The organism is Pseudomonas sp. Ps21-P2 (assembly GCF_039672565.1).
GTDB lineage: Bacteria > Pseudomonadota > Gammaproteobacteria > Pseudomonadales > Pseudomonadaceae > Aquipseudomonas.
This window is the reverse complement of the sequence record NZ_JBDFPL010000007.1, coordinates 183186-201262: the sequence shown is the minus strand read 5'-3', so window position 1 is coordinate 201262 and position 18077 is coordinate 183186. Positions and strand designations below refer to the sequence as shown.

Here is an 18077-nt window from a genome sequence, read left to right as displayed (position 1 = left end):
GGATGGCCGTGGATTTCGCAACAGAGTTAGCCGTTCCCGCCAAGGACCGCTTCGCCTATTTCTGGAACACACGGGGTGAGTGGGTTGAAGAGCCCAATGTGCGCCGTGGCGGTGAAAGTGGCGTGCAGCGTGTCGTCTCGGAAAACGGTCGGCTGCTGTATGTGAAGCGTCAGACCGGCCATATCTATCGCAGCTGGCTGCACCCGTTTGGCCGTCCGACCGTGCTGCGCGAGCGCGATGCCCTCGAAGGTCTTCGCCAGCTCGACGTCAACGTGCCGCGCATGGTGTTCTGTGGTGCCGAGCGCGATGAGAACAACGAGTGGCGTGCATTGCTGGTTACGGCCTCGCTGGATGGCTTCGACGAATTCGAAAACTGGCTGCGTGCCGGCGGTCGCGAGCAGCACGGCGAAGTGGTGTACGAGCAGATGCTTCAGGAAATCGCCAGCAACCTGGCCCGTATGCACAAGGGTCGCTGGCAGCACAGCTGCATTTACATCAAGCACGTTTTCGTTCGCGTCGTGGGCGAGGGCGCCAATGCCAAGGCTGAGGTCGCGTTGCTCGATCTGGAGAAATGCCGTCAGCGGCTGACGTCTTATGCCGCCGCCCAGCACGACATGAAACAACTGCGTCGCCATTCGTCGTTTCAGCCAGCGGACTGGACCAAGCTGGTCTACTTTTACGAGACCGCGTTTGGCAGGCCCATCAAAGGTTTACAGCGATGAAGTTAGAAATGGCGCGAGGTTTGTTTTTGGTCGGGGCGTTGGGGGTGACTTCCATCGCGTTGGCCGCCTGGGATCAACCCGGGCCGAAGATTTTGAGCGCAGTGCATGGCGAAGGCCATTGCCCGCTGCCTCGGGTGGCCAAGATGTCCGACACGGCCCGGCCTGATCACGATCTGCTCCTGTTGATGTTCGGCCTGGCCCAGGGAAGCGGACCACAAGGCTGATTCCTTTCTGTTGCACTGACCTAAAGGCCCCGAAGATCGGGGCCTTTTTTGTGGGCGTGGGGCCAGGTTCGTGTATCAGTTACGAGCATCCATCGTGGCACTCGAATGGCCATTGCCTTCGGGCTGCGGCTCGTCCCGTCGCGCCAGCAGCGTATACACGCACGGCAGCACAAAGAGCGTGAACAACGTCCCCACCGACATGCCGGTGGCAATCACCAGACCAATGTCAAAGCGGCTGACCGCGCCCGCGCCGGTGGCGAGGATCAGCGGCACCATGCCGAACACCATCGCTGCCGTGGTCATCAGTACGGGCCGCAAGCGAATCGCCGCCGCTTCCTCGACCGCTTCGCGGGCGGTCAGGCCCTTGTCGCGGCGGAGCTGGTTGGCGAATTCGACGATCAGAATGCCGTGCTTGCTGATCAGCCCGATCAGCGTGACCAGACCCACCTGGGTGTAGATGTTCAGCGACGAGATCCCGAGGAACAGCGGAATCAGCGCGCCGCAGATCGACAGCGGCACCGTCACCAGAATCACCAGCGGATCGCGGAAGCTCTCGAACTGTGCGGCCAGCACCAGAAAAATGATCGCCAGGGCCAGGCCGAACGTCACCCACAGCGCATTGCCTTCCTGTACGTACTGGCGGGATGCGCCGGCGTAGTCGTAGGCAAAACCCGGCGGCGACTCTTCGATAGCGATCTGTCTCACCAACTCAATCGCCTCCGCCTGACTCACCAGCGGGAAGCCGGAGATGATCGCCGAGTTGAGCTGCTGGAACTGATTGAGCTGCCGGGGTCTGGCCCGGTCGCTGACGGTGATCAGCGTCGACAACGGCAGCATCTTGCCTTCGGTGTTCTTGACGTAGTAATTCGCCAGCCAGGCCGGGTTGTCGCGGTAGGCCCGCTCAACCTGCGCGATGACCTTGTAACTGCGCCCGTCGATGGTGAAGCGGTTGATCTCCGCCTCGCCGAGGAGCGTCGCCAGACTGCCGCCCAGGTCCTGCATCGACACGCCCATCTGCGCGGCTTTGGCGCGGTCGATATCGACCACCACTTCCGGCTTGTCGAAGGCTAGGTCAACGTCCAGAAACGCGAATTTGCCCGATTCGGCGGCGCGTTTCTTGATGCGATCCGTCACCTCCAGCAGCGCGGCATAGTCGCCCGGTGTGTTAATCACAAACTGAAACGGCAGGCCCTCACCGGTGCCGGGCAAAGACGGCAGGTTGAAGCCGAAAATCTGCAGCCCGGTGATGCCGTTGAGCTTGGCCTGCACCTCAGGCAGCAGCTCCATTTGCGTGCGGCTGCGCTCATCCCACGGCTTGAGCAGGAACCCGCCGACGCCGGTCTGCACGCCATTGAAACCGTTGATCTGGAACGAGGAGTAGTACTCCGGGAACGCTTTGAAAATGCTGATGAACTGGTCGGTGTATTTATTCATGTAATCGAGGTTGGTCGGCTGCGGCGCCGTCGCCATCATGAAGATGATGCCTTGATCCTCGTCCGGCGCCAGTTGCGATTGGCTCAGTTTGAGAAACACCGGAATCAGGCACAGCACCAGCACCGCGAACACGATCACCACCGGCCGGGTATTCAGCGTGCCGTGAAGGACACGCTGATAGCGGACCTTCAGGCTTTCGAAGGCGTGATCGAGTTTGTGCGCCAGGCCGCTGGGGTTCTCGTCCCGACGCAGCAGTACGGCGCACATCATCGGCGACAGGGTCAACGCGACGATTCCGGAGATGACCACTGCGCCGGCCAGCGTCAGGGCGAATTCCTTGAACAGCGCACCGGTCAGTCCCTCCAGAAAACCGATGGGTGCATAGACCGCTGCCAGGGTGATGGTCATCGACACCACCGGCATGGCGATCTCGCGAGCGCCCTCAATGGCCGCATCGAAGGGCGTCTTGCCTTCCTCGATGTGCCGGTGAATGTTCTCCACCACCACGATGGCGTCGTCCACCACCAGACCGATCGCCAGGACCATCGCCAGCAGCGTCAGCAAATTGATCGAATAGCCCATCAGTTGCATGAAAAACAGCACGCCGATCATCGACAGCGGGATGGTGATCACCGGGATCAGCACCGAGCGCAAGGCACCCAGAAACAGGAACACCACGACGATGACGATAAGCACCGCTTCGATCAGGGTTTTCACCACCTCATGGATCGAGGCCTGAATGAACAACGTGGCATCGTAGGCAATGGATGCTTTCAGGCTTGGCGGCAGTTGGGCTTCCAATTCGGGCAGGATGCGCCGCACTTCCTTGATCACGTCCAGCGGGTTCGAGCTGGGCGTGCCCTTGATGCCGATGTACACCGACGGGGTGCCGTCGAACGAGCTGACCGTGTCGTAGTTCTCGGCGCCCATCTCCACCCGCGCCACATCGCCCAGCAGCACGCGACTGTCGCCCACGGTCTTGAGCGGGATGGCCGCGAAGGTCTCGGGGGATTTCAGGTCGGTGCTGGCGTTGACGCTGGTGACCACGTACTCGCCCTTCACCTCGCCCGCCGCGGACAGGAAGTTGTACTTGCGCACGGCTTCGGTGACGTCGCTGGCGGTCAGGCCGAAACCGGCGAGCTTGACCGGATCGAGCCACAGGCGCATGGCGAACACCTGATTGCCCAGGATCTCCGCTTCGGCCATGCCCGGCAGCGTCGCCAGCTTCGGCTGAATGACCCGGGACAGGTAATCGGTGATCTGCGGGTTGCTCAGCTCGGCGCTGTAAAAGCTGATGTACATCAGCGCCGAGGCGTCGGCGGCTTCCTTGCTCAGCACCGGGTCTTCGGCGTCTTGGGGCAGCTTGTTCTTGACCTCGTTGGCCTTGGCCAGCAGCTCGGTGTAGAGCCGGTCGCTGTTGGAGCCGATGCGCGCATAGATGGAAATGACCGAGAAGTTCTGCCGACTGACCGAGGTCATGTAGTCGATGCCTTCGGCGCTCGCCAGACTCTGCTGCAGCGGCTGGGTGATGTAGCCCTGAATGGTTTCAGCGTTGGCGCCGGGGTAAGCCGTGGTCACGGTGATCAGCGCGTTTTCCATCTGCGGGTACTGGCGGATGGTCAGCTTGCTGAACGCCTGAAAACCCAGCAGCACGATCAGCAGGCTGATCACGCTGGCGAGCACCGGGCGACGGATGAACGGGTCTGTAAAGGCCATGATCGATTCCTTGATCAGTCAGCTTTGGGCTGGCTGTTCTGCGCCGCCGGGGTGGCGTCAGACGGTGTTGCCGGGTCGGCCACGATGGCGACGGCGGCGCCGTTATCCAGTTTCAACTGGCCGCCGGTGACCACCTGCTCGCCGGGTTTCAATCCTTTGCTGATGATGACCAGCCCGCCGCGACGCTCGCCGGTCTCGACGAAGCGCCGCTCGACCATGAGCTGAGGCTCGCCCTTGCTGTTGTGTTCCGGCTGGCCGTCGGCGGTCTTTTTCGGCACGACGACGTACACCGAGTTTCCGTACAGCGTGTAAGTGATCGTGCTTTCCGGCAACACCAGTTGCGGCGTGTCCTGCCCGAGCAGCACTTGCAGGCTGGTGAACATGCCGGGCAGCAGTTGGCTGTCGGGGTTGGGCAAGGTGGCGCGAATCAAGACGTTGCGGGTGGTGTCTTCGACCTTGGGGTTGATGGCGCTGATGCGCGCGGTGAATACGCGGTCCGGGTAGGCCGCGACGCTCACCTGCACCTGTTGGCCGAGGGCCAGTTTCGGCAGCACCTGCTCCGGCACGAAAAAGTCGGCGTACAGGCTGGTCAGGTCCTGGAGCGTGGCGATCACCGTGCCGCTGGCGAGGTAGTCGCCGACGTCCACCTGACGAATGCCGATCGTGCCGCTGAAGGGCGCGAGGATGCGCTTCTTCGCCAGGGAGGCGTTCAGTTGCGCGACGGTGGCAGCGGCTTTTTTCTGGGTGGCGGCGAGCTTGTCGAAGTCGCCGCGCGAGATGGCCGACTCCCCCACCAGTTTGCTGCCACGTCCGTACTCGACTTGCGCCAGACCGAGGTCCGCTTCGGCAGTGCCGAGCAGGGCCTTTTCCACATCGCTGTCGAGCTGTAACAGCGGCTGACCGATCTTGACCTTCTGGCCGGATTCAAACTGCACGGCCTTGACCGTGCCCGCGATTTCCAGCGAAAGATCCACGCCCTGGGATGCCTTGAGCGTGCCGATGGCCGGCAGACGATTCTGCCACGGGCGCTCCGCAACAACGGCCACCGCCACATTGATCGGCGGCTTCGGCGCCGTAAATTGCTGGATCTGCTGATAGACCGAAAACGCTTTGTACCCGCCCAGGGCCAGCACCACGATCAGGACAATGCCCAACATGATCAACATGCGGCGACGCAACATATTCCACTTCCTTGGAAAACCGATGAATCAGGCGAGCACGTTAGTCGTGTCGCGATTTAGTTGCCAGTGGCATTGATTGAATTCGGGATCGGCGTCCTACCGGAATCATGGTTTATCGCTGGGCATGCCCGCCGCCCTGACATTGCGCTGTCGCCCAGCGAAAACGGTACCTGTAGGAGTGAGCTTGCTCGCGAAGTCGGTATTCCATGCGCTGAAAATCTAGGAGATGTTCCTGCCTCTTCGCGAGCAAGCTCACTCCTACAAGGTGATGTGGTTGCGCGACAGTTCGGCGTCTGGACAACCCGAAGGGGCCCGCGCCGTCGCCTATCCTCGATCAAACCAGATGCAGATGGTTATCCCACAACCCCGCCGGCAGCTCCAGCGGCTTGGCGACCAGCACCGTCTCGCGGCAATCATAAAAACGGCAGCGCCCTTGGCCGGAGGTCACGACGAAGCCGTCCGCCACCGCGCCCACCCCGGCGCAGTCGGGCAGCGGCGCATCCAGCTTCAGCGCGCCGCTGTCCAGGTCCCAGATGAAGAAGCGGTTGCCCCTCGGCGCGGTCAGTGCCACCAGCCGCAGGTCGTTGTGAATGGCGACGCTGGCGGTGTAATGCGCCATCGCCTGCAGTTGTTGCTCGGCCACCGGGAACGCTTGAAACGGCTGGCCCGGCCGCTTGATGGCGAGCAGCTCGGCGGATTCGTGGGAAGGCCCCATGAACTGCTGCCCTGCAACAATGGTGCCGTCGCGGGCGATCGCCATATGCCGCACGCTGTTCATCTGTTGCGACAGCGTCTCTTTGCTCAGCAGCGTGCCGTCGCGCTGCATCAGCACCAGACTGGGTTCCATGGCGTCGAGGTTCATTTCGACGCGGCTCTCGGCCTCGGTGCGAATGCCGCCGTTGGCGACTGCAAGGGTTTCGCCATCCGGCATCCATGAAACCTGATGGGGCCCGACGCCGTGGGTAGAAATCTCACCGGTGCGTTGCAGCCGCTCATCAACGAATCGATACACGCCCAACAGTCCGCGGCCCGGCTCCGTCGTGTCGTTCTCGGTGGCGTACAGCCATTCGCCGTCCTTGTGAATGACCGCGTGGCCGTAGAAGTGTCGGTGGGGTTGCGAGGTGATGGTTTGCAGCAAGCGACCGTCCCGCAGGTCGATCAGGTAGCTTTCGGTACCCGGCCGGCGCGCGACGAACAGCGCGATCGGCAGGCTCGGGTGATTGATGATGTCGTGGCAGCGCTGGGCGACGGGTGTGGCGAATACTTGCGTGCCGTCGATGCGATAACCCACCGCGAAGTGCTGGCCGTTGCCGTCGTCTCGGGCGGACAGCAGCAGCGGGCTTTCGCCTTTTTTCGCGAAAAGCGTCCAGCCGCCAAACGTGACGGCGCTGAGCAGCAGGCTGCCCAGACCCAGAGCCTGACGTCGCAACATATCAGTCACCATCATTGGCGTTGAAGCCCAGTTGAATGCCCAGCGCTTTGGCCAGTTCGCCTTCGTGCAGGCGATGGACTACGTTGAGGCTGTCGTAGAAAGCGTTGAGCTGCTGACGACCTTCTTCGGTGGCCAGCAGATCCCCGAGCGGCGGTTTCAGTGCGGCCAGTTGGCGATTGCTCTCAGCGTAGGCGGCGTCGATCTTGTCGGCCAAAGGCTTCTGTTCCTTGGGCAACAGCCCGCGTAAACCTTTGTTATCAACACCGGCCCAGACCGTCTGGGCACTGGCCAGACTCGCCTGCAAGCTGCTGAGCGAAGCCTTGCTGCGCCACGCTTCCGCCTGAAACGGCTGCGGCACACCCTTGGTGCCGCGGCCCAGCGGCGTGCCGAGCTTTTTCTTCAATGAGTCCAGTGCGGTCACTTGCACGCGCAGCAACTCGGCAATGGCCTCGTGGGAATCGGCGTAGCGCTGGTTGGGAAACTTGCTCAGCTGAGCGAGCATGCCGTCGTTGCTGTTCCAGCTGTTGAGGATGTCTTCTGCCAACGCCTTCTGACGCTCACCAATGGCGACCAGCAGCGGGCAGTAGCGGGCTTTCTGCTTGGCGTTGGCCATGTCGATGTCGGCGTCGAACAGGATGTATTCATAGGCCGACAGGCCCTGAACCACGACGCTGGATTTCGTCAGGGCGTCAGCACTGATCTGCGGCTGTGCGGTGACCAGTTGCTCCACCTGACGGCCAACGAGGTTTTTCTTGTCCGGCCAGAACTGAATCTGCCAGGCGCGATTGCCTTCGGCCAGCGGCCCGATGAGCAGCGGTTGCAGCTCGGCCCAGGCTTTTTGCGCGTGCAGGAAGTCGGCGCGGGCGGTGTCCAGGTCGGATTTGCCCTGGCAGTAGGACAGCGCACTGATCGCCAGTTGCCGGTCGGCATCGACCCAACGGCTGTAGGTCGGCAGGATGACCTGACTGGCGATGGCGGCAGACGTCACGGCTTGCGGGTCCGACGGCGCGCACGCGCCCAGTGCCAAAGCGGCGAGGCTGGTGAGCAACAACTTGGGGCGGAACATGCCCGACTCCTTATCTTCAGAAATACGTTAGAGAGAATTCAAGAACGCCAGCAGCGCCGCGCGTTGCTCCGCGTCAAAGGCGAGCACCTGACGTTGCGCCGGCAGCGCCTCGCCGCCATGCCAGAGCACGGCTTCCATCAGGTCGCGGGCACGTCCGTCGTGCAGAAACTGGGTGTGGCCACTGACGGTCTGCGTCAGGCCAATGCCCCACAGCGGCGGGGTGCGCCACTGCTGGCCGCTGGCCTGAAATTCGCTGAGATTGTCGGCCAGGCCTTCGCCCATGTCATGCAGCAACAGATCGGTGTAGGGGCGGATGACCTGATTCGCCAGTTCGGGCTCGGCGGCGTCGGCGGAAGTGGTGAATTCAGGCGTGTGGCATTGCTGGCAGCCGGCCTTGAAGAACAGGCTCTTGCCCGCCAGCACCTGCGGGTCGGCCACGTCGCGGCGCGCCGGGACGCCAAGGTTGCGGGTGTAGAAGGTGATCAGCCGCAGGATGTTGTCGCTGACTTCCGGCTCGCCGTTCGGGCCGTTGCCGTTGGGCGCGGCGAGGCACGCGGTCTGCGACGGCGTGCAGTCGTCGACCGGCATCAAGGTGGACGTCAGGCCCATGTCACCCGCCAGCGCGTGGGCATTCTGCTGCTTGATGCTCGGCTGCGAGGCTTTCCAGCCGAAACGGCCGAGGACGGTTTTCTGCTGCGCATCGTCCCAGACCCAGTTGGGTGTGCCGGTGATGCCGTTGCCTTGCTCATCGTTGGGGTTGGCGTTGGCCAGAATCGCCGCCTGCGGAATGGCTTCCAGAAGCCCGAGGCCGACCATTGGCGGAGCAATGCGCGCGGAAGCTCGCGTCTGCGGGTGCATCGGGCCGTAACCGGGTTGGGTGATCTGCAGGGTAGGGCGGCGCAGGTGCACCGGGGTGCCGTCGCGAAAATGCACGGTCATCGAATCGTAATCGACCCGCACCTTGCCCTCAGGCGTGACGCCGGGGATGGCCATGTCCTGGAGTTGCTTGCCGTATACAGGCTCGGGCGTCAGACCCAACTGCTTGATGTGTTCGGCGAACGCCGGATCGTCGGGAATCGACAGGCGCACCAGCATTGACACGGCGTTGTCGGCGCCGGGCTCGGGCGGGTGGCCGCGGCCGTCCTTGATGTGGCAGTTCTGGCAGGCGTTGGTGTTGAACAACGGACCCAGGCCGTCGCGGGCAGTGGTAGTCGACGGGGCAATCACCCAGGGGTTGCGGAAAAAGCTGTTGCCGACGCTGAAGTCCAGCCGCCGGGCGGGCGACAGGTTGGCTGAAGGCAGGGAAAACGCATTGCGGTCGCTTTTGTTGACGGTGGTGGCGCCGCCCGAGCGCGACTCGCCCGGTTCGGCAGCGGTGAAACGCGGGGCGTCATCGCACCCACTCATGGCAAGCGCCATCAGCAGGAGAAACGAAGGACGGAACCACGCAGTCATACAGGTCCTGCAAAGGCGGGAAATCGGGGCGAGCAAGCTTACCAGCCCCGAGTTTGATGAATAAGAGGGATTAGCGTTTGCAGGCCCTCTCGTAACGTGTTGTTACCAAATCATCCGCGGGTGACGTGCCCGCAAAACTCACGCGCCGGCGATCTCCAGCGCCGGGTTTTCCACCAGCAGTTGCATGAGACGCCGCTCGCCCTCGACCACCTTGAATGACCGGTAATCGCCAATGCCGTCGAGCTGCCGTTCGCGTTCGCGGATCGCCAGCTCCTTGGCCCTCTCGTAGCCGTAATGTTCGACCCTGAATGACTTGGTGACACTGCTGCCGTTGCGCAGCGTGGTCCGCGCCACCCAATAGGCGATGCCGGTGTAACAGCGGTAATGCACCCCCGGATAACCGCTGGTGTTGGTGGCGATGATGCGTTGACGGATGTCGCGGCTGAGCTTGGGCAGGTGGGCCAGCAGCAGCTGGTCACGGCACGCGTCGGCGGCTTGGCGTGCCGGATCTCGGCCACCGTAGCGGGAGAAGGAAAACAGTCGGTTGAAGGTTCTGCCGTCGCGGTAGATCGTCACCTTCCAGGCACGCGGGCCCTTGACGCCGACCAGCAGGTGAATACCGTAATCGTTGGCTTTGAGCTTACTGACGCGGCGCCTTTTATTGTTTCTCTTGGGCACTTTCTGTCTCCTCCTGGATAGGGTGGGGTCAAGGAAGTGCGCATGATCAGCGGCGGGGGAGGCGTGTTCAATCCGACAAGGAGCGAACAGGAAATGCCCTACAACGCTTACAGACCGGTCCCCAAACAACGCCGTTTTGCTGGGACTTTCAGGCGTCGATTGACGAAAAAAATGCCGGCCCGTGGACGGGTCGGCATTTGTTTGCAGCGGGACCGACTTCAGTCGGGAAGGCGCGGTCCCACCGGTTTGAAGCGGATCAGAACTCGTGGTCGGCGTTGTCCGGGTTCAGGTCGGTGATGCCCAGCTTGCCAGCGGCTTGCTCGATGGCGCCGGTCTGTTTGACCAGCGCGGCAATCGCGTCGCGCACGACCTGGTTGCCCGCTGTATTGCCCGCCGCGATGAGTTGGTCGAAATGCTCGCCCTTGTTGGCGTGGTCGACGATGACCTGCAGCTTCGCCTGGGTCGCATCGAGATCAGCGCGCACGGTCTGGTCGGTGGCGGCGTCGGCGGTGGCGACCAGCGAGGACAGGCTCGCGCCGCTCACTTTGCTGCCGTCGACGCGGGTGTATTCACCCAGGTAGACGTTGCGGATGCCCAAGCCGTTATAGAAATGCGAGTTGTGGGTGTTGTCGCTGAAGCAATCGTGCTCGTCTTCGCTGGAATTGGCCTCCAACGCGACTTTCATGCGCTCGCCCGCCAGTTCACCGAGCGACAGGCTGCCCATGCCGAACAGCATTTTGCGCAGCCCGCTCTCGGCGGACTCAGCTTCCAGCGTGGCGCGGTAGTTGTCGGCGACGCCCGGCTTCCAGTTGTTGACCATTTCTTCGAGGTCGCTGACCAACAGGTCGGTGGCGGCTTTCAGGTAGGCGCGGCGGCGATCATTGTGGCCGCCGGTGCCGCCCTGGCCTTCGATGTAGTCGCTGGCCGGACGCTCGCCGGCGCCCGGGCCGGTGCCGTGCAGGTCCTGGCCCCAGAGCAGGAATTCGATGGCGTGGTAACCGGTCGCCACGTTGGCTTCCGCACCGCCGAGCTCGTTCAGGCTGGCGAGTTTTTCAGGGGTGATTTCTGTGACGTCGACTTTGTCCTCGCCCACTTGCACTGACGTGTTGGCGATGATGTTGGCAGTGGCGCCCGGATTGCCCAACGCGTGCTGGTAATCCTTGGCGACGTAGTCGATCAGGCCTTCGTCCAGCGGCCATGCGTTCACCTGACCTTCCCAGTCGTCGATGATGGTGTTGCCGAAGCGGAACACTTCGCTCTGCATGTACGGCACCCGCGCCGCAACCCAGGCGTCTCGCGCTGCTTTCAGGGTCTGGTCATTGGGTGTGGCGAGGAAAGCATCGACTGCCGTGCTGAGCTTTTTGGCAGTGGATTCGGCGTCGCTGAAAACGGCGAATACCATATTGGCGTAGTTGGCGACCACTGCCCGGGTGGCCGTTTCGTTGGGCTGGGCAGGCGCGGCGGCGGAGGTCGGCGCTGGAGCCGGCGCGGCGGTTGCGGCCGGTGCAGGGGCGGGCGCTGCGGCGGCGGGCTTGTCCTTGCCTTGATCACAACCGGCCAGAGCAATGGCGACAGCCAGCAGACTTGCGGTTGCCAGGGGCATACGAATCATGACGGAATCCTGCATCGAGAAGAGGTGTGAACGGTGGCGAACGCCAGAAAATGCTGCGACATAATGCGAAAGATTTGCATTCTGTGTAAAGGCCATTTGCCCAGGCCGGCGGAGGGAGATATTTCAAGCTGTTTCAGGGGATGATTCAGGATGTCCGCAGGCGCGGCGGTGTTTCCAAGGATGCGCCTTTGCGTCGAAAGCCCGTTGTGTCAGAGCGCCTCGCTGTGAGTGCGCTGGGCTTGCTTCAGGTAAACCAGCAGCTCCCGCGCCGGCAGCGGCTTGCTGTAGAAATACCCCTGACCTTCGTGGCAGCCCTCGGAAATGATGTACGCCTCTTGCTCGGCGGTCTCCACGCCTTCGGCGATCACCTGCATGCCCAAACTTTTGCCGAGCTGGATGATGGCGCGCACGATCGTCGCGTCGTCATCGTCGTCGAGCAGGTCCTGGACGAAGCTCTTGTCGATCTTGATCTTGTCCAGCGGCAGGCTTTTCAGATAACTCAGCGATGAATAACCGGTGCCGAAGTCATCGATGGCGATCAACGCCCCGGAGCGGCGCAGGCTCAACAAGTGCTGCGCGGCGGTGGTGATGTCTTCCATCAGGCCGGTTTCCGTGACTTCCAGCTCCAGACTGCGGGGCGGCAGGCGGTAGATCTGCAACAGATTGTTCACCACCCGCGGCAATTCGGCGTGGTGCAGCTGCACGGTGGACAGGTTCACCGCCATGCGCAGGTCACTGAAGCCCTGGTCGTGCCATTCGCGCAGCTGTTTGCAGGCCTGATCCAGCACCCACTCGCCGATGGCGATAATGGTGCCGTTCTGCTCGGCCAGCGGGATGAACAGGTCGGGCGGCACGAAGCCGTGTTCCGGGTGAATCCAGCGGATCAACGCTTCGACACCGACGACACTGTGATCGCGATAGCTGATCTGCGGCTGATAGACCAGATGAAACTGCTCGCGGGCCATGGCTTCGCGCAGGTCTTTTTCCAGCTCGCGACGACGGCGCATCTCGCTGTCGACGCTGGCGATATAAAACTGGTAGCGATTGCGCGAGCGGGTCTTGGCCAGCGTCATGGTCTGTTCGGCTTTCTGCAGCAGCTTCTCGGTGCTGTCGCCATCTTCGGGGAACAGCGTGATGCCGATGGTGGCGCGCAGACGAATCTCTTGCTGATCGACGGCGAAGGGCGCTTCCAGGTCGTCGAGAATGTTCTGCGCCAGCTCGGCGGCCTCGTAAGGCTGTTCGATATCGGCCTGAACCAGCGCGAACTGGTCGCCGCCCAGCCGGGCAAGGGCGCCGAGGCGACCGCTGTGACTGCGCAGGCGATCGGCCAGCGCCAGCAGCAACTGATCGCCGGCCTGATAACTGAATTGTTCGTTGATGCCTTTGAAGTCATCCAGACCCACGCACAACACCGCGACACGGTGCTGCACTTTTCCGGAGTCGACGAGGATTTTGTCCAGTTGCTTCTGCAGCTGCAGCCGATTCGGCAGACCGGTGAGGAAGTCGTATTGGGCCATCCGCAACAGGCTGGATTCAGCTTCGTGGCGCAGGGTGGTGTTGCGCTCGATGGACGCCAGCAGTTGGTTGGCGGTATTGACCCAGACCCCCAGCTCGTTTTTTTCGTGGCCTTTGAGCAAGGGCAATTGGTGTTCGCTGGGGCGGTCGGGGTTGATGCTGGTCAGGTGCTCGATGATTCTCGACAGCGGTTTGGTCAGCAGCCAGTGATAAACCAGGTACAGAACCAGACCCATCGCCAGCGCGCGCAACACGCCGGAGATGAAGATGATCATCGAGTTGGTAAGGAAGGTTTCGCCGTAGGTGGCGGTGTCCAGGGTGATGCGCAGGTCGCCGTAATATTCGCTGTACGGGCTGCGGCCGACCAGTTGCGTGGTGAAGCTCCGTTCCTGGCCAAGGATCAGATCGGTCAGCCAGCGGGTGGGGGTGGCTTCGAGGTCTCGGGATTTTTCGGCGAGCACCGTCTCGTTGGGATGACCGATGGACGCCTGGCGCACGGCTTTGTCCTGAAACAGCCCTTCGATGACCTGCATGCCCATTTCCCGGTCCAGGCTATAGACGGCCTGGGTCGACGGGTCGCGGAACATGTCGAGGATACGCGCTGCGTCCGTGGCAACGGCCTGGCGGGTTTTGTATGCGTCGTAGACGATCTGTGCGCAACTGAGCACGACCCCCACGATCAGCGCTGAAAGCAGCACAACGCGGAGCAGCTTCACCGACAAGCTGTCTTTGAGTTCCAGCTTCAAATGGCCATTCCTTTATCCATGCTGATAGCGGGCTGCCTGCATGCAAGCACTGGCAATGCAGGCATTCGGATCAGACGCTTCTGGCGGGCGCGTGACCCCATCAATCGGGAAAACAGTTAATAGGCAGACCACTCAGGCTATCCGTACTGTGTCGGTCGTACGCGGGGAAAACTTGAGCCCAGCCGTTTGAATCAGCACGAAATTTGATATTAGTCCGCTATCGCTTCCAGACAATACATAAACGACAAACAGAAGGCGAAAAAAAACCCGGACGTGCCGGGCTTTTTTTCATTCGAGCATTCAAGCATTCATCAGGCGGTGAAGCTTTTGCCTTCGAACTGCTCGGCAACGAACTTCCAGTTGACCAGGTTCCAGAACGCCTCGACGTACTTAGGACGCAGGTTACGGTAGTCGATGTAGTAAGCGTGTTCCCATACATCGCAGGTCAGCAGTGGGGTGTCGCCGCTGGTGATCGGGTTGCCGGCGCCGATGGTGCTGGCCAGTGCCAGGGAACCGTCAGCTTTCTTCACCAGCCAGCCCCAGCCGGAGCCGAAGGTGCCGATGGAGGTCTTGCTGAATTCTTCCTTGAACTTGTCGAAGGAGCCGAAAGCAGCGTTGATCGCGTCAGCCAGAGCGCCAGTCGGTTGGCCGCCGGCGTTTGGCGCCAGGCAGTTCCAGTAGAACGTGTGGTTCCAGACTTGAGCGGCGTTGTTGAAGATACCGCCCGAAGAGGTCTTGACGATTTCTTCCAGAGTCTTGCCTTCGAACTCGGTGCCTGGCACTAGGTTGTTCAGGTTCACGACATAGGTGTTGTGGTGCTTGTCGTGGTGGTATTCCAGAGTTTCCTTGGAGATGTGCGGTGCCAGAGCATCATGTGCGTACGGCAGCGGAGGCAATTCAAAAGCCATGGTAATTCTCCTAATCAGGTCAGTTGCGGTTTGCGCAAGGCCGATCACGGGCGGCCAGACAGAACTTACGCTGGCGAGTTTGTACTCTTTGCAGCGCAGGGGCTGGATCATAGCACCGGCCCCTGACCTTAACCACGCAACAACTGTGTGGGATAGAGGTTCCAGAGCGTTGCGCTGAAATGCGCGTCGGCGAGACGAATATTCACGCCGTTCTGATCAACTGCAGCGCCACGCTGAACATCATCACCGCCACCATCAGGTCCAGCAGGCGCCAGGTCGTTGGGCGTGCCAGCCACGGGGCCAGCCAGGCGGCGCCGATCGCCAGCGTCGAAAACCACAACACTGAAGCGCTGGCGGCCCCGGCCACGTAGGCGCCGGGCACTGCTTGCTGCGCGCCGAGCGAGCCAATCAGCAACACGGTATCGAGATAAACGTGCGGGTTCAGCAAGGTCACTGCCAAGGCGGTCAGCAATACCGCGCGGCGTGACCGCTGGCCGTCGGCATCGCCCTGAGCGAGGCTTTGCGGCGACAATGCGCGACGCAGTGCCATTGCGCCGTACCACAGCAGAAACACCACCCCGCCCCAGCGGGCCACCGCCAGAAGCGTGGGGTTGTGGGCCAGCACATTGGCCAGCCCGAAGACGCCGGCGGCCACCAATACGGCATCGCACAAGATGCACAGCAGGGCCACGGAAAGGTGGTGTTCGCGACGCAGACTTTGCGCCAGCACGTAGGCGTTCTGGGTGCCGATGGCCATGATCAGCCCGAGGGAAACCAGCAGGCCGTTGAGGTAGCTTTGCCACATGATGTCGGGCCTCGATCAGTTCAGGATTGCCGGGATCAGGCGTTCGTCGCCAGCGCGCGCAAGGTGTCCATGGCCTGCTGTGCGTCGTCTTTGCCCACGAAAAGATGGTCGTGGTAAAAGCCGGCGACCACGTTGCAACTGATGCCCGCCGCGCCCAGTGCGCTGGCGAACGCAGCGGTCAGCCCGACCGCTGCGAGTGAGGAATGAACGGTCAGGGTGATCCAGGCCATGACGTAATCGCAGTCCAGGCCCAGTTGCTGAGCCTGGCTGCGTTCGAGGATGACGGTCAGGCCTTCGCGCTCGCGGAAGCTGCCGATGACTTCGACGCCCTCCACGCGACGGCTGTCCGCCACGGTACAGAACACGTAGTCACCCTCGTTGAGTTCAGGGTTCATGCTGCGCAGCAATGCGCCAAGAGAGGTTTCGCCAGTCATTGATGTTCCGCCGTTCTTTGAGGGTGTGCCGTGAATCAGAGGTGGCGATTGTCGGTCGACAGCGGTTATAAGAAAAACCAATAAAGCTCATCACTCATTAGAGAAACTGATGTTCGATTACAAATTGCTCTCAGCGCTGGCGGCGGTGATCGAGCAGGCCGGCTTCGAGCGCGCCGCTCAGGTGCTCGGCCTTTCGCAGTCTGCGGTGTCCCAGCGCATCAAGCTGCTGGAAGCGCGGGTCGGCCAGCCGGTGCTGGTCCGGGCGACGCCGCCCACGCCGACAGAAATCGGTCGGCGGCTGCTCAACCATGTCCAGCAGGTGCGCTTGCTGGAGCGGGATCTGCAAAGCGCGGTACCTGCTCTGGACGAGGGCGGCATGCCAGAACGTTTGCGCATCGCGCTGAACGCCGACAGCCTGGCGACCTGGTGGGCCCTCGCGGTCGGGGACTTCTGTGCCGAGCATCGATTGCTCACCGATCTGGTGGTCGAGGACCAGGACGTCGGCCTCAAACGCATGCGCGCCGGTGAAGTGGCCGCGTGTCTATGCGGCAGTGAACGGCCGGTGGCGGGGGCGCGGAGTTTATTGCTCGGCGCCATGCGATATCGGGCGTTGGCCAGTCCTGACTTCATTGATAGGCATTTCCCCCAGGGCGTGACGCCTCAGGCGGTCGCCCGGTCCCCCGCGCTGGTGTTCGGCCCGGATGACTTCCTGCAGCATCGCTACCTCGCTTCACTGGGTGTCGAAGGCGGGTTCGAGCATCATTTGTGTCCGTCGTCCGAAGGTTTTACGCGCATGGTCGAAGCCGGAATGGGCTGGGGACTGGTGCCGGAGTTGCAGGTCCGTGGACAATTGGCGAGCGGTTTGTTGGTCGAGTTGCTGCCCGATCACTGCATTGATGTGCCCTTGTACTGGCATCATTGGCGCAACGGCGGCCTGTTGCTGACAGAGCTGACGGACCATCTGGCGAAAAAAGCAGGGCAGTGGCTGGTGCCGTTGGACGCGCAGTGAACGTCAACAGGCGACGCAGCAGAGTGTGGGATTGTTCGCAGAACAGCCGCGGCGATCACAGGCAAAAGAAGATTAAACGGAGCAGGCAATGAAAATTCTGGTCACCGGCGCAGGCGGCTTCATCGGCGGACGCTTCGCGCGTTTCGCGCTGGAGCAAGGCTTGAGCGTCCGGGTCAGCGGCCGTCGTGCTGAGGGTGTCGAGCATCTGGTACGGCGCGGCGCCGAGTTCATTCAGGGCGATCTTTCCGATCCGGAACTGGTTCACGCGCTGTGTGACGACGTCGAAGCCGTGGTCCATTGCGCGGGTGCGGTCGGCACATGGGGACGGCGTCAGGACTTCCATCAGGGCAATGTTCAGGTCACCGAGAATGTCGTCGAAGCATGCCTGAAACAACGGGTCCGGCGGCTGGTGCACCTGTCGTCGCCGTCGATCTATTTTGATGGCCGATCGCACCTCGATATCCGCGAGGAGCAAGTGCCCAAGCGCTTCGGCAATCACTATGCCGCGACCAAATACATGGCCGAACAAAAGGTGTTTGGTGCCGAAGAGTTTGGTCTGGAAGTCATCGCCTTGCGCCCACGCTTCGTCACCGGGGCGGGTGACACCAGCATTTTCCCGCGACTGCTGGAGATGCAGCGCAAGAATCGCCTGTCGATCATTGGCAACGGCCTGAACAAGGTTGATTTCACCAGCGTTCAGAACCTCAATGAGGCGCTGCTCAGCTGTCTGCTGGCCGCCGGCTCTGCGCTGGGCAAGGCCTACAACATCAGCAATGGCGCGCCGGTCCCGCTCTGGGACGTGGTCAATTACGTCATGCGCCAGATGGAATTGCCGCCGGTAAGACGCTATCGGTCCTATGGCCTGGCCTACACCGCCGCAGCCATGAACGAGGCGGCGTGCCTGATCTGGCCAGGGCAACCTGAACCGACGCTGTCGCGCATCGGGATGCAGGTGATGAGCCTGGATTTCACGCTTGATATCAGTCGCGCCAGGCATTATCTGGATTACCAGCCTGACGTGAGCGTGTGGACCGCCCTCGACGAGTTCTGCGGCTGGTGGAAAGCCCAGCACGGCGGCCCGTTGTAAAAGGCGTCAACATCCGCGGTTATACTGCGAGCCATTCAGATTCAGCGGTTTTT

General features: G+C 61.9%; 15 protein-coding genes. 4 read left to right on the top strand and 11 right to left on the bottom strand.

What is annotated here, in order from left to right; all coding sequences use genetic code 11:
• Positions 1 to 2: 2 nt before the first annotated feature.
• Both ABEH28_RS18775 and ABEH28_RS18770 read left to right on the top strand, forming a co-directional pair.
• On the top strand, positions 3 to 722 hold the full coding sequence (locus tag ABEH28_RS18775; RefSeq protein WP_265388496.1) for a lipopolysaccharide kinase InaA family protein: 720 nt from the start codon (positions 3 to 5) through the stop codon (positions 720 to 722).
• Entirely contained in the window at positions 719 to 946 is a 228-nt protein-coding gene (locus ABEH28_RS18770) for a hypothetical protein (RefSeq protein WP_108120736.1), read from the top strand. The genes ABEH28_RS18775 and ABEH28_RS18770 overlap by 4 nt, the downstream gene beginning before the upstream one ends.
• A gap of 75 nt (positions 947 to 1021) precedes the next feature.
• Here ABEH28_RS18770 and ABEH28_RS18765 read toward each other — a convergent pair whose 3' ends face one another.
• The 11 genes from ABEH28_RS18765 to ABEH28_RS18715 all read right to left on the bottom strand — a co-directional run bounded on the left by ABEH28_RS18765 (position 1022) and on the right by ABEH28_RS18715 (position 15928).
• Complete coding sequence (locus tag ABEH28_RS18765) at positions 1022 to 4096, bottom strand: multidrug efflux RND transporter permease subunit (protein WP_346630804.1); 3075 nt, start codon at positions 4094 to 4096, stop codon at positions 1022 to 1024.
• A gap of 14 nt (positions 4097 to 4110) precedes the next feature.
• Entirely contained in the window at positions 4111 to 5277 is a 1167-nt protein-coding gene (locus tag ABEH28_RS18760; RefSeq protein ID WP_346630803.1) for an efflux RND transporter periplasmic adaptor subunit, read from the bottom strand.
• Positions 5278 to 5611: 334 nt separating this feature from the next.
• A complete protein-coding gene (locus ABEH28_RS18755; RefSeq protein ID WP_346630802.1) occupies positions 5612 to 6709 on the bottom strand; it encodes a DUF1513 domain-containing protein in 1098 nt (365 codons plus the stop codon).
• Position 6710: 1 nt separating this feature from the next.
• Complete coding sequence (locus tag ABEH28_RS18750) at positions 6711 to 7775, bottom strand: imelysin family protein (RefSeq protein ID WP_346630801.1); 1065 nt, start codon at positions 7773 to 7775, stop codon at positions 6711 to 6713.
• A 27-nt stretch (positions 7776 to 7802) separates the two neighbouring features.
• Positions 7803 to 9230: a di-heme oxidoredictase family protein gene (locus ABEH28_RS18745; RefSeq protein ID WP_346630800.1), complete on the bottom strand. Its 1428-nt coding sequence runs from the start codon at positions 9228 to 9230 to the stop codon at positions 7803 to 7805.
• Between the two features lie 138 nt (positions 9231 to 9368).
• On the bottom strand, positions 9369 to 9908 hold the full coding sequence (locus ABEH28_RS18740; protein ID WP_065992198.1) for an AP2/ERF family transcription factor: 540 nt from the start codon (positions 9906 to 9908) through the stop codon (positions 9369 to 9371).
• Positions 9909 to 10164: 256 nt separating this feature from the next.
• Positions 10165 to 11520, bottom strand: a complete 1356-nt coding sequence (locus ABEH28_RS18735; RefSeq protein ID WP_346627067.1) for an imelysin family protein — start codon at positions 11518 to 11520, stop codon at positions 10165 to 10167.
• Between the two features lie 209 nt (positions 11521 to 11729).
• Entirely contained in the window at positions 11730 to 13781 is a 2052-nt protein-coding gene (locus tag ABEH28_RS18730; protein ID WP_346627068.1) for an EAL domain-containing protein, read from the bottom strand.
• Between the two features lie 311 nt (positions 13782 to 14092).
• Positions 14093 to 14689, bottom strand: coding sequence for a Fe-Mn family superoxide dismutase (locus ABEH28_RS18725; protein ID WP_065992213.1), 597 nt, complete (start codon positions 14687 to 14689; stop codon positions 14093 to 14095).
• A gap of 202 nt (positions 14690 to 14891) precedes the next feature.
• Complete coding sequence (locus ABEH28_RS18720; protein ID WP_346630799.1) at positions 14892 to 15494, bottom strand: LysE/ArgO family amino acid transporter; 603 nt, start codon at positions 15492 to 15494, stop codon at positions 14892 to 14894.
• Between the two features lie 35 nt (positions 15495 to 15529).
• Entirely contained in the window at positions 15530 to 15928 is a 399-nt protein-coding gene (locus tag ABEH28_RS18715; RefSeq protein WP_346630798.1) for an ACT domain-containing protein, read from the bottom strand.
• Between the two features lie 109 nt (positions 15929 to 16037).
• Between ABEH28_RS18715 and ABEH28_RS18710 the strand changes: the two genes are divergently transcribed.
• Both ABEH28_RS18710 and ABEH28_RS18705 read left to right on the top strand, forming a co-directional pair.
• A complete protein-coding gene (locus ABEH28_RS18710) occupies positions 16038 to 16937 on the top strand; it encodes a LysR family transcriptional regulator ArgP (protein WP_346630797.1) in 900 nt (299 codons plus the stop codon).
• Positions 16938 to 17025: 88 nt separating this feature from the next.
• Positions 17026 to 18024, top strand: coding sequence for an NAD(P)-dependent oxidoreductase (locus tag ABEH28_RS18705; protein WP_346630796.1), 999 nt, complete (start codon positions 17026 to 17028; stop codon positions 18022 to 18024).
• Positions 18025 to 18077: the final 53 nt, after the last annotated feature.